At 61.0% G+C, this 14,555-nt stretch carries 14 protein-coding genes; 8 read left to right on the top strand and 6 right to left on the bottom strand.

Annotated features, from left to right (window positions below; translation table 11 throughout):
• Positions 1-56: 56 nt before the first annotated feature.
• Positions 57-2,204: a methyl-accepting chemotaxis protein gene (locus tag KVQ82_RS19775; RefSeq protein ID WP_222015325.1), complete on the bottom strand. Its 2,148-nt coding sequence runs from the start codon at positions 2,202-2,204 to the stop codon at positions 57-59.
• Between the two features lie 365 nt (positions 2,205-2,569).
• On the opposite strand from KVQ82_RS19775, the gene KVQ82_RS19770 reads away from it, so the two are divergent.
• The gene (locus tag KVQ82_RS19770; protein ID WP_222015324.1) at positions 2,570-3,886 is read left to right on the top strand and encodes a Na+/H+ antiporter family protein; all 1,317 of its coding nucleotides are present in this window, start codon (positions 2,570-2,572) and stop codon (positions 3,884-3,886) included.
• Between the two features lie 193 nt (positions 3,887-4,079).
• Entirely contained in the window at positions 4,080-5,762 is a 1,683-nt protein-coding gene (locus tag KVQ82_RS19765; RefSeq protein ID WP_222015323.1) for a methyl-accepting chemotaxis protein, read from the top strand.
• 119 nt (positions 5,763-5,881) lie between these two features.
• On the opposite strand, the gene KVQ82_RS19760 is transcribed toward KVQ82_RS19765, so the two are convergent.
• Positions 5,882-6,817 carry a LysR family transcriptional regulator gene (locus KVQ82_RS19760; protein WP_086794868.1) on the bottom strand — a complete coding sequence of 312 codons (936 nt, stop codon included), beginning with the start codon at positions 6,815-6,817 and terminating at the stop codon, positions 5,882-5,884.
• Between the two features lie 114 nt (positions 6,818-6,931).
• Between KVQ82_RS19760 and KVQ82_RS19755 the strand changes: the two genes are divergently transcribed.
• The 3 genes from KVQ82_RS19755 to KVQ82_RS19745 all read left to right on the top strand — a co-directional run bounded on the left by KVQ82_RS19755 (position 6,932) and on the right by KVQ82_RS19745 (position 9,265).
• Positions 6,932-7,417: a DMT family transporter gene (locus tag KVQ82_RS19755; RefSeq protein WP_108182234.1), complete on the top strand. Its 486-nt coding sequence runs from the start codon at positions 6,932-6,934 to the stop codon at positions 7,415-7,417.
• Positions 7,418-7,421: 4 nt separating this feature from the next.
• Positions 7,422-7,877: a DMT family transporter gene (locus tag KVQ82_RS19750; protein WP_222015322.1), complete on the top strand. Its 456-nt coding sequence runs from the start codon at positions 7,422-7,424 to the stop codon at positions 7,875-7,877.
• Positions 7,878-9,097: 1,220 nt separating this feature from the next.
• Positions 9,098-9,265 carry a metallothionein gene (locus KVQ82_RS19745; RefSeq protein ID WP_080963240.1) on the top strand — a complete coding sequence of 56 codons (168 nt, stop codon included), beginning with the start codon at positions 9,098-9,100 and terminating at the stop codon, positions 9,263-9,265.
• A 22-nt stretch (positions 9,266-9,287) separates the two neighbouring features.
• Here KVQ82_RS19745 and KVQ82_RS19740 read toward each other — a convergent pair whose 3' ends face one another.
• The gene (locus KVQ82_RS19740; RefSeq protein WP_145596453.1) at positions 9,288-9,560 is read right to left on the bottom strand and encodes a hypothetical protein; all 273 of its coding nucleotides are present in this window, start codon (positions 9,558-9,560) and stop codon (positions 9,288-9,290) included.
• A 40-nt stretch (positions 9,561-9,600) separates the two neighbouring features.
• On the bottom strand, positions 9,601-9,828 hold the full coding sequence (locus KVQ82_RS19735) for a DUF6555 family protein (RefSeq protein WP_003223528.1): 228 nt from the start codon (positions 9,826-9,828) through the stop codon (positions 9,601-9,603).
• Positions 9,829-9,973: 145 nt separating this feature from the next.
• Between KVQ82_RS19735 and KVQ82_RS19730 the strand changes: the two genes are divergently transcribed.
• From KVQ82_RS19730 to KVQ82_RS19720, 3 genes are all read left to right on the top strand, one after another.
• On the top strand, positions 9,974-10,741 hold the full coding sequence (locus KVQ82_RS19730) for a helix-turn-helix domain-containing protein (protein WP_222015321.1): 768 nt from the start codon (positions 9,974-9,976) through the stop codon (positions 10,739-10,741).
• A 196-nt stretch (positions 10,742-10,937) separates the two neighbouring features.
• Complete coding sequence (locus KVQ82_RS19725; RefSeq protein WP_073471384.1) at positions 10,938-11,111, top strand: DUF1427 family protein; 174 nt, start codon at positions 10,938-10,940, stop codon at positions 11,109-11,111.
• A gap of 31 nt (positions 11,112-11,142) precedes the next feature.
• On the top strand, positions 11,143-12,099 hold the full coding sequence (locus KVQ82_RS19720) for a zinc-binding alcohol dehydrogenase family protein (RefSeq protein WP_222015320.1): 957 nt from the start codon (positions 11,143-11,145) through the stop codon (positions 12,097-12,099).
• Positions 12,100-12,226: 127 nt separating this feature from the next.
• On the opposite strand, the gene KVQ82_RS19715 is transcribed toward KVQ82_RS19720, so the two are convergent.
• Positions 12,227-13,249 carry a purine nucleoside permease gene (locus tag KVQ82_RS19715; protein ID WP_222015318.1) on the bottom strand — a complete coding sequence of 341 codons (1,023 nt, stop codon included), beginning with the start codon at positions 13,247-13,249 and terminating at the stop codon, positions 12,227-12,229.
• 15 nt (positions 13,250-13,264) lie between these two features.
• Positions 13,265-14,224, bottom strand: a complete 960-nt coding sequence (locus KVQ82_RS19710) for a nucleoside-specific channel-forming protein Tsx (RefSeq protein ID WP_027613853.1) — start codon at positions 14,222-14,224, stop codon at positions 13,265-13,267.
• Between the last annotated feature and the right edge of the window lie 331 nt (positions 14,225-14,555).

Genomic DNA, 14,555 nt, shown 5'->3' with positions numbered 1-14,555 from the left:
AATCAAAGTCAAAAGATCGCAGCCTGCGGCAGCTCCTACAGGCGAGGGTGATACAGTCAGACCCGGAACTGATCCATCAGACTCTGCTGTTGATTCGCCAGGCTGTTCAGCGACTGGCTCACCCGCGCCGACTCATTGGCTTGTCCGGACAGCGATTCGGTGACGTCGCGAATGGTCGCCACGTTGTTGTTGATCTCCTCGGCCACCGCGCTCTGTTCTTCCGCCGCGCTGGCGATCTGCAGGTTCATGTCGCTGATCACTGTCACCGCGTCGCCGATTTGGCGCAGTGCGGTCACCGCTTGCCCGACCTGTTCGACACTGCCCTGAGCCTGGCGATGGCTGTTGCCCATCGAACCGACCACGTCCTGGGTACCGGTCTGCAATTGCTCGATGACCTGACGGGTTTCTTCCACCGACTCCTGCGTGCGGCGGGCGAGGTTGCGCACTTCGTCGGCGACCACGGCAAAACCGCGCCCGGCTTCACCGGCACGCGCCGCTTCGATTGCCGCGTTGAGCGCCAGCAGGTTGGTCTGTTCGGCGATGGCGCGGATGGTTTCCAACACCGTACCGATCTTCTCGCTATTGGCCGCCAGCCCTTCGACCTGAACCATCGCCGCGCTCATGTCGGCGGCGAGGGTGTCGATGCTCGCGGTGGTGCGGTCGATCACGGTCAGGCCCTGACGGGTGGCGCGGTCGGCGTCTTTGGCCGCTTCGGCGGCTTGCGCAGCACTGCGCGCAACATCCTGCGCGGTGGCGCTCATTTCGTGGGACGCGGTGGCGACCTGATCGACCTGGCGGTATTGCTGCTCCATGCCGGCGCTGGTCTGAGTCGCGATGGCCGAGGACTGGTCGGCGGTATTGCGCGCGTCCTGCACCGAGCGTTTCACTTCGGCGATGATCGGTTGCAACTTGTCGAGGAACTTGTTGAACCAGCCGGCCAATTGGCCGAGTTCATCTTTCTTGTCGTAGGCCAGACGGCGGGTCAGATCGCCTTCGCCACTGGCAATGTCTTCGAGCATATTGGCCACGCCGAGGATCGGTTTGGTCACGCTGCGCGCCATCAGCCACACCAGCAACAGGCCGATCAGTGCCGCCAGCACGCCGAGGCTCAGTTCGATCAGGGTGCCCGAGTTGTTGCTCGCATCCAGTTGCTGCTTGAGCGCTTCGGCGCGGCTGACCAGCACCTTTTCCGGTACATCGAGCAACACGCCCCACGCCGGGCCGCCGGGGATCGGCTGGAACGGCGACAGCACTTTCAACTGGCCGTTGCTGTGCAGGCTGCTGACGCTGCTGCTGGCGCTGAGTTGACGCAGCAGTTCGGCGCCGCTGACGGTGTCCAAGGCATCCAGACGTTTGCTCAGCTTGCTGGCGTCCGGGCTGTAACCGGCGAGCAGGCCGGTGGGGCTGATGATGCTCACGGCGGTCTGGCCGTCGTAGAGTTTTTTGCTCGCGGCCTGGCTGATCGCCTGCAGGCTGTTGAGATTGATGTCCACCGACAGCGAGGCGATGACTTTGCCGTTGACCATCAGCGGAAAGACGATGCTGGTCATCAGCACGTTCTGGCCGTCGATCACATAAAAGTACGGTTCGATCACGCAGGGTTTGAGCGTGGTGCGCGGGCAGGTGAACCAGGCATTGGCCGCCTGACCGCTGGGGCCTGTGCTGGTGTCGGTCATGTCGCTTTCCGGCAGGGCCATCGAGGTGACTTTGCCGGGAGTCGGCTGCGACCAGTACAGGGCGAAGCGGCCCTTGTCATTGCTGCCCAGCTCGGGCTGACCGGCGAACAGTTCATCCTTGCCATCCAAGGCGTTGGCTTCGAACACCAGTGACAGACCGAGCAGGTCCGGGTTGGCCTGCAGCGCGGACTTGACCTGACGGGTCATGTCTTCGCGCAGGTCAAAAGCATCGAGGAAGCGCTTCTCGGCCTGCTCGCGCAGGAACAGCACCTGCCGCGAAAAACCGTGGCCGTATTGATAGGCGTCCATGAACTGCTGGCGAATCCCGGCAGCCTGCACTTCGCCTTGCGATTCAATGCGCGCCTGGGCCGACTCGGTCAGCATCTCCATGCTCGAAGCCTTCACCAGCTCGGAGCTGTGCTCCATGCGATACAGCGAAAGACCCACCAGCAGGGTCACGATGCCCGCCAGGCACAGGCCGGCGAGCAGGGTGATTTTCCATTGAATGGAAAGTTGTCTGAGCGACATGGAGACGTCCTTATTCGATAAATATCTGAGACTTTGCACTGTAACGGCCGCGTTTCGGCTTTCTTTATTGTTCAAGCGCAATATGACCGATTGCCGCATGCAACCAATCCCCTGTAGGAGCTGCCGAAGGCTGCGATCTTTTGATTTTGATTTTTTAAAAACAAGATCAAAAGATCGCAGCCTTCGGCAGCTCCTACAGGGTGGTTCATCGGTTGTTACATTCGGTTGCTTTGACACCATCGCCACTCTGCGGCACAGTGCGCGCCCTTCTAATAAGACCCTCTTTGCCAATCCGCCGGTTAACCGTTGGCGGACTCATCCTGTCTGGCGGTGATATTTCATCGCAGTGTTTTTGAGGTAGTGAAATGAATGCAGTGATTGCTGCGGTCGGCGTCATGCTGATCCTCAGCCTGTCCCGCGTGCACGTGGTGATCGCCCTGATCGTCGGTGCGCTGGTCGGTGGCCTGACCGGTGGTTTGGGCATCGACTCCACGCTCAAGGCGTTCAACAGCGGTCTGGGCGGCGGCGCAACCGTGGCCTTGTCCTACGCGTTGCTGGGCGCGTTCGCCGTGGCGATTGCCAAGTCCGGCCTGGCCCATGCGCTGGCCGACAAGGCGCTGGCGATGGTCGATCGGCAACACGCGACCGGGGGTGGCAGCGTCAAATGGCTGCTGATCGGCCTGCTCTGGGTGGTGGCGATTGCCTCGCAGAACATTCTGCCGATCCACATTGCGTTCATTCCGCTGCTGGTGCCGCCACTGTTATATGTGTTGACCAAGCTGCAACTCGATCGCCGGTTGATCGCCTGCGTCATGACCTTTGGCCTGATCACTCCGTACATGTTCCTGCCGGTGGGCTTCGGCAACATCTTCCTCAATGAAATCCTGCTGGCCAACGTCGCGCGCAGCGGCGTCGACATCAGTGGCATCAACGTCACCCACGCCATGGGCATTCCGGCGCTGGGCATGCTGTTCGGCCTGGCCATGGCGTTCATCAGCTACCGCAAGAAGCGCGTCTATGATCTGCAGAAAATCGAACAGGTCGAGCAAGTGGCCGTGCACTACAACCCGCTGAGCCTGATGATCGCCGGTGTGGCGATTGCGGCGGCGTTCATTGTGCAACTGCTGTTGGACTCGATGATTATCGGGGCGCTGGTCGGTTTCCTGATCTTCTCGGTGTCCGGCATCGTCAAGTGGCGTGAGACCGATGACCTGTTCACCGAAGGCATGAAGATGATGGCGATGATCGGTTTCATCATGATTGCCGCGTCCGGGTTCGCCGAAGTGATGAAGGCCACCGGGCAGGTGCAGACCCTGGTCGAATCGTCGGCCTCGTGGATCAATCACAGCAAGGGCATCGGCGCGCTGTTGATGTTGCTGGTGGGGCTGCTGGTGACCATGGGCATCGGTTCGTCGTTCTCCACCGTGCCGATTCTGGCGGCGATTTTCGTGCCGCTGTGCGTGCAACTGGGTTTCAGTCCGCTGGCGATTGTCTGCATCGTCGGCACCGCCGGAGCCCTGGGTGACGCCGGTTCGCCCGCCTCGGACTCGACGCTGGGCCCGACCTCCGGCCTGAACATCGACGGTCAGCATCACCACATCTGGGACACCGTGGTCCCGACCTTCCTGCACTACAACCTGCCGCTGCTGGCGTTTGGCTGGGTGGCGGCGATGGTCCTCTGACACCCTGAAAACTGTGGGAGCTGGCTTGCCAGCGATGGCGTCGGCACATTCAATATTTATGTGGCTGACACACCGCCATCGCGGGCAAGCCCGCTCCCACAGGGAGATACAGTGTCTGCAGACTCAACTTTTGCTATTGCGTGCCGTTAACGCCTTTAACCACGCCAATAAAACCAAAAGAGTGAGCCCCCCAATGCGCTTGAGTCTCAAGGCCAAAGTCCTGTCCCTTGCCGTCCTGCCGGTGCTGCTCTTTGCGCTGGTCATCAGCCTGACCACGCTGTTCATCCTCCAGCAGCAGGCGCACACCGAGGTCGAGCAGACCCGCGAACGCCTGCTCGCCGACGCCAAGGCCACGCTGCAAAGTTACGTCGCCGTGGCGATGACCACGATCAAACCGCTGTACGACGCGGCCGCCCCCGGTGATAACGCGGCGCGGGCGCAGGCGATCAAGCTGTTGTCGGGCATCCGCTACGGCAAGGACGGCTACTTCTTCGGCTACGACTCCGAGACCGTGCGCCTGTTCAAGGCCAACGACCCCGAAGGCGTGGGCAAAAGCTTCAAGGACAACCGCGATCCAAATGGCGTCTACGTCAACCTCGGCCTGGTGAAAGTAGCGAAGGACGGCACTCACTATCTGCAATACAGCTCGCCACTGCCGGGCAATGCCAACGTGCTGGTGCCGAAACTCGGCTACACCGAATACTTGGCGAAGTGGGACATGGCGGTGGGCACGTCGGTCAACCTCGACGGCATCGAGGCGCAAGTGGCGGTGGTCGAGGCGCAAGTGCAGGAGCGTATGCAAGGCGTGATCCTCAGCATCGTCGGCGTGGCCGTGCTGGTGCTGCTGGTGATCGCCGCAGCGGGCATGCTGTTGGCCAACACCATTTTGCGGCCGCTGAACCTGATGAAAGCCAACCTCGACGACATCGCCGCAGGCGAGGGCGATCTGACCCGCCGGCTGAACATCAGCAGCCAGGATGAGCTCGGCGAACTGGCCGGCTCGTTCAACCGCTTCGTCGACAAGATCCACGGCCTGGTGCGACAGATCACCGAGATGACCACGCAACTGACCGGCCTGGTGACCCAAGTGTCGGATCAGGCCCAGCGTTCCGATCAGGCGATGGAGCGTCAGCGCCATGAGACCGACCAGGTCGCCACGGCGATCAACGAAATGTCCGCCGCCGCCCAGGAAGTCGCCAAAAGCGCGCAGAACGCCGCGGTGGCCGCGCAGCAGACCGACGAGGAAGGCCAGAGCGCCAAGCGCGTGGTGGCCGGCAGCATCAAACAGATTCATGCGCTGGTGGATGACATTCGCAGCAGCGGCGTATCGCTCGACAGCCTGCAGCAGGACGTGTCGTCGATTGTCGGCGTGCTCGGAGTGATCCGCTCGATTGCCGAACAGACCAACCTGCTGGCGCTGAACGCGGCGATTGAAGCGGCGCGGGCCGGGGAGGCCGGGCGTGGCTTTGCGGTGGTGGCGGACGAAGTGCGGGCGCTGGCCAGCCGCACGCAGATCAGCACCCAGGAAATTCAGAGCATGATCGATCGTTTGCAGGCGGGCACGCAGTCGGCGGTCGAGGCGATGCGCCGCTCCAGCGAGGCGGGCGATGGCACCTCGGCGCAAGCCAATCAGGCTGGCGCGTCGCTGGATGCGATGGCCGAGCTGATTGCGACCATCAATTCGATGAACGCGCAGATCGCCAGTGCGGCGGAAGAGCAGACGGCGGTGGCCGAAGAGATCAACCGCAGCGTGCATCAGATCGCCGTGGCGGTGGACAGCGTGGCGGATGAGACCCAGTTGGGCGCGCAGACTTCGCGCAGTCTGGCGGAGCTGGGGCAGCGGTTGGGCAAGCTGGTGGGCCAGTTCCGAATTTAACGTTTACACAAACCTATGTAGGAGCTGCCGAAGGCTGCGATCTTTTGATCTTGCTTTAAAAGATCAAAGTCAAAAGATCGCAGCCTTCGGCAGCTCCTACACGGGGGGCGGTGTAAGGCTCAGGGTCTGTCCCAGTAGGGGACTTCGCCGAAACATTCGATGAAGAAGTCGATCACCGTACGCACCTTCACCGACAGTCGCCGGCTACCCGGCCACAGCACCGCAATCTGCTGCGGCTCCAGACTGTTGGACACCTGATACTCGCGCAACACCGGTACCAGCGTGCCTTCACGCACCGCTTCACCAATCAGCCACGACGGAAACATCACCAGTCCCAGGCCTTGTTCGGCGGCCTGGGTGAGGGTGTCGGCGTGGTTGCCAGTGATCGGGCCTTTGACCGAGTAAGGCGTCCAGTCGCCCTGACCTTGACGAAAGAACCAGCGCTGCTGACCGGTTGCGCCTTTGTAGGCCAGGCACTGGTGCTGCGCGAGATCTTCGGGGTGTTGCGGGATGCCGTGGCGCTGCAGATAGGTCGGGCTTGCGGCGACCTGAAAACTGTGCGGTGCCAGAATCCGCGCCTGCATGCTTGAATCGTGCAGCGGGCCGATGCGAAACAGCAGGTCGGCACCTTCCTGCAGCGGGTCGACGTAATGGTCGGTCTGCTGGATGTCGAGTTGCAGCTTCGGATAGCGCGCGCACAATTTTCCCAGCCACGGCGTCAGGTGACGCTGGCCGAACACCACCGGCGCATTGATGCGCACCAGCCCGGTGGGTTCGCTTTGCTGCTCCTGCAGCGCCTGTTCGGCTTCTTCCAGTTGCACCAGCACCAGCCGCGCATGGTGGCCGAGCATGCGCCCGGCCTCGGTCGGCGTCACGGCACGGGTGTGGCGGTAGAGCAATTGCTGGTTCAGCGCCTGCTCCATCAACTGGATCTGCCGCGAGATTGAAGAGGGCGCCACGCCCTCGCGACGGGCGACTTCAGAGAAACTGCCGTGGTCGAGTACCGCCACAAACAGCCTCAACGTCTTGAACCCCAGTTCGTTTAGCCCGTGCATGAATCTATCCTGTTGTGCGAGTTGCGCAAAAGTGTTGTCTGGATGCTCCCATTTATCGCACAGCGGCGCCAGCCGATAATCCGCACCATCGTTTACTTGCATGGGAATTTGAATATGCAAACGCTGGATGAAGTAAGTGGGGCGGCACCGGCTACCCGGTCGGGGCTGCGCTTGTTGTTATTGCCGTTGGTCATTCTGGCCGGCATGGGCCTGTCGGTGGAGGCCGGATTGCTTGGGCCATTGGGTGAGCAAGTCGGGCATCTGTGGGCGACCTTGAGCATCTTCGGCGTGGGTTCGGCGATTCTGTTTTTGCTGCTGTTGTTCGCCGGCCCCCAGAAAGGCCCAGCGCTGACCGAGCTGCCGCGCTGGCAGTTGATCGGAGGATTTCTGGGGCCAATGTACGTGGTGGTGCTGACCCTGGCGACGCCGCATATCGGGATTGCGATGACGATGATCGCGATTCTCTCGGGGCAGGTCGGCAAGAGTGTACTGATCGACCACTTCGGCTGGTTCGGCGCGACGCGCAAGAAAGTCAACGCCGAGCGCTGGCTGGCGTTGGTGTTGATTGTGGTGGCATTGATTCTGATTGCGCGAGGTTGAAGAGATGAGTCTGGTTATTTTGTTGGCAGTGGTGGTGTTGGCTGGCGCGGTGTTGAGTGTGCAGGCGGCGATCAATGGACGCCTGGGTGAAACGGTCGGGGTGTTGCGCAGTAGTCTGCTGACGTTTGTCGTGGGGGCTGTGACCACCGGATTGTTGATTCTGTTCTTTGAGCCGGCGCAGGCGGTCAGCCTCTTGGACGTGCCGAAGTGGCAGCTCACCGGGGCGCTGTTTGGTGTGGTTTACATGATGGTCATGGTCGGTGCTGTGCCTGTCGTGGGCACGGCGGTGGCGACTGTTGCGGTGATCGTCGGGCAACTGGGGATGGGGATGTTGATCGATAATTTTGGCTGGCTGGGGAATCCGGCGATCGAGCTTTCGTCTTCTCGGGTGTTGGCGATGGTTTGTCTGGGGTTGGCTTTGGTCTTTATGTATCGCAGCAGTGTTCGTCGTTCTGGTTGAGATTTGGGTGAATATCCGTTGGTGCGGTAACGGCCACCTAGGGTTCCGCCCTGACGGCGGGTCACTTTGGCAAACGCCCCAAAGTAACCAAAGGGCTTTACCCTGACGTTCGGCCCTCGCTTGGGCTCGGGTTCCTTCGCTGCGGGATTCATCCGGGGGGCAGCGCCTACGGTTTGCTTCGCTGCACCTCCTCTCGCTGTGTTTGGCTGCGCCAAACGGTCGCTGCGCTCCCACCCCCGGATAAACCCCTCCACTCAGCCTGCCGACGGGCCCTCAGATCAAAAGCGGTACTCGAGCTAACGCTCATCGTGTTGAGTGGGGCGGCTTCGCCGCATGGGGTGTGCACGAATAAAGTTGTGGGAGCTGGCTTGCCAGCGATGGCGGCCTGACAGCCGACCAATTTCTAACTGAAAACACCCGATCCCACTGTGGGAGCTGGCTTGCCAGCGATGGCGGCCTGACAGCCGACCAATTTCTAACTGATGACACCCGATCCCACTGTGGGAGCTGGCTTGCCAGCGAAGGCGGCCTGACAGCCGACCAATTTCTAACTGATGACACCCGATCCCAGTGTGGGAGCTGGCTTGCCAGCGATGGCGGCCTGACAGCCGACCAATTTCTAACTGATGACACCCGATCCCAGTGTGGGAGCTGGCTTGCCAGCGAAGGCGACCTGACAGCCGACCAATTTCTAACTGAAAACACTCAATCCCATGTAGGAACTGCCGAAGGCTGTGATCTTTTGATCTGGCTTTGGCTTTGGCTTTGGCTTTGGCTTTGGCTCTTGATGTGGCTTTTGATCTTCAGCCCCTTCGGCAGGCCGAGCGTAGGTGTCCATCCGGGGGGTAGGCGCGCAGCGCCGTGCGGCGAAGCCGCATACATCGAGAGGAGGTGCAGCGAAGCAAACCGTAGGCGATGCCCCCGGATGGGCACCGTAGCGAGGGAACACTGAGCCTAAGCGAAGTGCCGTACGCCGGGGCAAAGCCTTTTGGGTTACCTTTTCGGCGTTTGGAAAAGGTGACTCGCTGTAAGAGCGAAACCGCCAGCGGCAGCACCCGAAGAAACGGATATTCACCCAATATCGCCAGCACGAACGGATATACACCCAATCCCGCAAAAAACACCAGATCAAAAGATCGCAGCCTTCGGCAGCTCCTACACTGGTATTCACGGCTTAATCCCACAAGCCCAGACAACCACCCAAAAAGGAGTCTGCCCCCATGCCCGATAGAAAATGCGACTGCCCGAACTGCAAATGCACCATCAAGGAAGGCGAACACGCCTACGCCGTGCACGGCAAACACTACTGCTGCGAGGCTTGCGCGCATCACCACAAGGGCGGTGAAGAGTGTTCAAGCAAAGGCTGTCATTGCGCCCACCCCAAATAACCGCGCGCAAAAAAAGTGGAGCCTAATCAGGCTCCACTTGCAGTTTCAGGCTTTCATCATCCAGCCGTTCGGTATGGCGGACCGTGCCTTGCAGACGCCGGCCTTCGACCCTGACCACCACGGTTTTCGCCTGGTCGAGGTCCTCCGGTAACGGCGCCGGCACGCGCAGGGCGAAGCGATAGGGGTCGTCTTCGACAGCCTCAAGACCCACCTGACAGTCCACGCTTCTGGTGATACGTCCGAAAAGGGTGTCCAGGCCATAATCCAGATGCGCCGGGCTGAAGATGCTGGTCATTGTGTACGCCCCCAAAGAGTCCCCATTGTCTGGCGAGAGTCTAGCTCGCCGGTCGCCATGTGACGTTTTCCACGCCGAATTTCTCCGCCATCGGTTTGCTGGTCTTTTGCACTTTTTCCCGGCCGAAACGCGGGATGCGACCCACGCCGGCATCACAGCTTGCCCAGTGCCACGCCTCGGCGTTGTCCATTTTGTCCGAGCGGATAATGAACGACTTGGGCGTGCCGTGAAGGGTGTAATCGATGACAAACAGTTTTGCGTTGTTCATAAAGCCCGTATTCCTCCCTGTGGTATTAGAAGGATCGCGGCGCGTCGCGAAAATTCATTCGGATTGTCCGACGGTATCTATCGTTGGCGGCGCTGTGACCGACTGGTTACCATGCGCCTTCCGCCAACCCCAATGAATACTCGCCATGGCCCTCGCCGCACCCCCCGATCTGACGGATACCGATGTGCCGGTGCAACCGCTGGCGCGTACCTATCCGCGTGGTTTGTTTATTGAGCCGCATGAGCATGTTTGGGGGCAGTTGCTGTATGCGATGAGCGGGGTGATGTGGGTCGAGACCCCGCATGAGGCGCTGGTGGTGCCGCCGCAGCGCGCGGTGTGGTTGCCGCCTGGAGTGCCCCACGGGATTCGCGTGGTGTCGGACTTGCAGATGCGCAATATCTACCTGCGCCCGGTGCTGGCGGCAACGCTGGATGCGACGGTACAGGTGATTGAGGTCGGTGGGCTGCTGCGCGAGTTGATCGTCGGTTTGGTGGAGCAGGGTCACAGCGGCGAGCCGGCTTATTACGACGCCTTGGTCGGGCTGGCGTTGCTGGAACTCAAGCGTGCCCGGCGTTCGCCATTGAAGATCCCGCTGCCAGACGATTCCGACCGGCGCCTGATGAATTTGTGCCAGGCGGTGATGGCGGCGCCGTCGCTGGACATTCCATTCGAGCAGCACGCGGAAAACGCCGGAGCCAGCGTGCGCACGCTGGCGCGGCTGTTCAAGGACAGCCTCGGCATGGGCTTCGCCGAATGGCGGCGGCAGGTGCAACTGGCGACGGCGGTGGCCGAGTTGATTCAGGGCGTGCCGGTGAATGCGATCGCTCGGGAGCTGGGGTATTCACCGAGCAGTTTCAGTGACATGTTCCGGCGTGAACTGGGGGTGGCGCCTTCGCAATTCTCCACGGCCTGAACGCGACCCTGTAGGAGCTGCCGCAGGCTGCGATCTTTTGATCTTGTTTTCAAAATCAAAGTCAAAAGATCGCAGCCTGCGGCAGCTCCTACAGGGGGATGTCGGTCTTTTGGCCGAAATTCAGAAGTCCTTGGCCGACACCTCTGCCGATCCTTCCCTAGACTTTGCCCATTCCTTTCACGCGGCGGAGTTTTCCATGAACTACCTGATTTCGCTGGCCATCGGTCTGGGCGTCGGCCTGCTCTATGGCGCGCTGGATTTCCGTTCCCCGGCGCCACCGGCCATCGCGCTGGTGGGGCTGCTGGGCATGCTCGCGGGTGAGCAGCTGTGGCCGCTGGGCCGGCAACTGGTCGCCGGTTGGTTGTCCTGAATGTCCTTTTTTTCCTTTGGTGGATGTCCTCATGAAAGCACTGCAATTCGATAAAACCGGCGATCTGTCCTCCCTGCGTTTCGTCGACGTACCGACCCCGGTGCCCGGCGCTGATGACGTGCTGGTCGAAATCAAGGCCGCCGGTCTGAACCCCAGCGATGTGAAGAACGTACTCGGGCGGTTTCCCTACACCACATTGCCACGGATTCCCGGGCGCGATTTTGCCGGTGTCGTGGTCGAAGGCCCGCAGGCGTTGCTCGGTCAGGAAGTCTGGGGCACCGGGCGCGAACTGGGCTTTTTTGCCGATGGTTCGCACGCGCAATTCGTCAAATTGCCGGCCAATGGCGTGGCGCATAAACCGTCGCACTTGAGCTTCGCTCAGGCGGCCAGCCTCGGCGTGCCTTACACCACGGCGTGGGATGCGCTGGAGCGCAGTCTGGTGAGCGCTGAAACCCGTTTGTTGGTGATCGGCGGCGGCGCGGTGGCCACGGCAGCGTTGGCGCTGGCCAAAGTGCGCGGCGCGCAGATATTGGCGGCGGCGCGGCGGCCGGAGCAGGTCAAGGAGTTGCAGGCGCAAGGCTTCCAGACGATTCGGCTGGATAAACCCGAAGACCTCGGCGCGCAGGTCAACGCGGTGTACAGCGGTGGCGCTGACGTGATCTTCGACACCACCGGCTTCTGGCTGCCCGCCTCGGTGGCGGCATTGGCCGCGTTCGGCCGCATCGCGATCATCGCCGCACCGGTCGATGGCCATGTGCAATTGCCGGCGCTGGCGTTGTACCGCAAGGGCGGTTCGGTGGTCGGGATCAACTCGCTGCTGTACGGCGTGCAAGCCTGTGCGGTGATGCTCGAGCAGTTTGGGCGGTTCTTCGATGAGGATCTGTTGCCGTTGCCGCAGGGGTTGGTGGAGGTGCCATTGGCGGAGGGGGTGGACAGCTACGCGCAGGTGAATCAGGGCAGTGGCGACAAGGTCATCCTGATTCCCTGATCTTCCAGACACCGCATAGCCTGTGGGAGCTGGCTTGCCAGCGATAGCGGTAGAACAGTCGATGGAGATGTTGACTGAACTGATGCCATCGCTGGCAAGCCAGCTCCCACAGGGTTCTTTGTTGGGCTCAGGATTGCGGGACGCCGTTTTCCCACGCCGACCAGTTTTTCAGAATGTCCTGCACCAGTGGATTGCCCGCGCGATAGAGGTTTTCCAGCGCCGGCACAAAGCCGCCCTGATCGGCGTACTTGAGCAGATTGTCCACTTCACTGCCGCCCGGTGCCGGCCGATCAAAGTCAGAGCCGGCACGCACCACGGCCAGACGCTGCACATCCACCAGACCTTCGCGACTGGCGCGTAACAAGGCCTCGTAGGTCGAGTTGTCTTCCTGTTGCGTGGTGCAGTATTCACCCTTGTTATCGGTCAACAATTTGGTCCAGACCTCGGCGCGTTCGCTCAGGCGTGTACCGGAGAACCAGGTGTTGCCAGCCAACGTGTCGCAGCGGGTGACGACCGGCGGCTGATTGGCCGGGGCCGACGGGTATTTGCGGCGCCACGCTGCCGATTCCTTGCTCTCGCTCAGCTCGACCTTGTGGCTCAGGGCGAAGGCTTTGGCCTGCAGTTTCGGGTTGAGTTCGAAGACTTCGGTCTTGTAGTCCAACGGCGGTTTTTCGTTCGGGCCTTTGGTGTTGATGCCGAGGTAACCGGTCGGCCAGCTCGCCGGCGCATCGCGCGAATCCAGCTCCCATTGGGTACCGAATTCCACCAGGTAATGCGCCCACGCCGCAGTGCCGATGGTTCCGTGTTTCGGGCTGATGCCGGCGATCCCGGCGATCAGAAACCAGCTTTTGCGCAGGTCGAATTTCGGCGACAGGGCCAAGGCCAAGGTTGAAGCGGCGGCGTTGGTCTGGCCCATGCCGGTGGTCAGCAGGCACACCTGTTGCGTGTTGCAGCGGATGGTCGGGTACTCGGCGGACAGGCCCGGTACGCGGATTTCCTGTCTCAGGTCGAGGCGCTCGATCCAGTGCTGCGCCTCGGGGGCGAACATGGTGATCAGCACGACTTTCGGCTGGATCGGCGCTTCAGCCGCCCAAGTGGTGGAAGAGAGCAGGGCCGCAGCGGCCAGGGTCAGACGCGTCATTGCTTGCATGAAAATCTCCTGAATTCAGAACTGGTAGCCGATGCCGGCGTAGTAACCCCAACCGTTGGAGCGCGCGCGGAAATTGCCGTCGCCGAAGTTCAGCTCGCTGCCGTCCTCCCAGTTGCCGCCGTTGTGGAAATAACGGCCGACCAGGGTGAAACGCAAGTGGGTGAACGAATACAGCAACACGTTGGTTGCCACCGTGGCATTGGCGGTGCGTGCCGGGTTGTCCTTGTGGATGTCCGAGCCGAAGTCGAAGTTGGTGAAGCCGATGTAGGTCAGCGAAGCGCCGTTGCTGAACTTGTCGATGGGCACGATGTACTTGAGCTGCGCGCGGTAGCCGTCCCACGAGTATTCATTGCTCGCGCCGTAGTTTTCCCACTGGTAGCGCCCGTACAGGTTGGCCGACAGATTGACCCGCGAATGGGTGTCGATGTCGGTGCCGAAGCCGCTGTACAGGGTGTTGGCGCGGTTCTCTTTACGGCTGCCGTGATCGTAGATCCAGTCGAACGCCACGTACCATTCCTTGAACGGGCCGATGGCCAGGCTGCGGCCGGCGAGGTAGTCGATGGAGATGCGCGGCTCGTGCTCCATGAACACCGGTGAGCCATGGTCCCACACGCCTTTGTCGTGGCTGTTGCCGATGTTGAAGATCTTCGGAATGTCGACGTAGCCGTACAGCTCGAACGGCCCCTTGCGCCCGAAGTACTCGTATTCCAGATAAATGTCGTCGGCCGGTTGCGGGCCGAAGCTGATGTCCTTGCTGCCGATCAGCGTCAGGTCCTGGTTGTACCAGTCCGACAGATACGCGCCTTTTTTCGGCGGGGCAGCTTCCGGGCTGAGCGCTTCGCCCTGAGCGGATTCGTCGGGCAGCGCCGGTTGCGCCAATGCGCTGTGGCTGAGAACTCCGGTAACGCCGGTCAGTAGCAGGGAAACAGCAAACGTGCGCGCAAACGGGGCGCGAAGAAGGGAAGCAGCGTGCATTCAAAGTCCTTTTTTTGCGGATCAAGGCCCGGGTTCTGCGGGTCTGTACGGTTTTGTTACGAAAAAGCCGATATAGGTAGGTCGCAAACGTTTGCACAACACGTACCAAGTCGCACCGTTCGCCCCTGTAGGCGCTGCGGCACGCTGCGATCTTTTGATTTTGTTTTTAAGGATCAAGATCAAAAGATCGCAGCGTGCCGCAGCGCCTACAGGGGGATTTCGTTTAGGCAGAGTCCTGTGTTTAGAGGCCGAAACCCGCGGTTTAGACGGCCGTAGTATTAAAGTATTAACACCATTTAATCAGTGCCTCATCGCGGGGCGTCTACTAGCT

The sequence above is a fragment of the Pseudomonas sp. AO-1 genome, from assembly GCF_019775695.1.
Taxonomy (GTDB): Bacteria; Pseudomonadota; Gammaproteobacteria; order Pseudomonadales; family Pseudomonadaceae; genus Aquipseudomonas; species Aquipseudomonas parakoreensis.
This window is presented reverse-complemented; position numbering and strand designations above follow the sequence as displayed.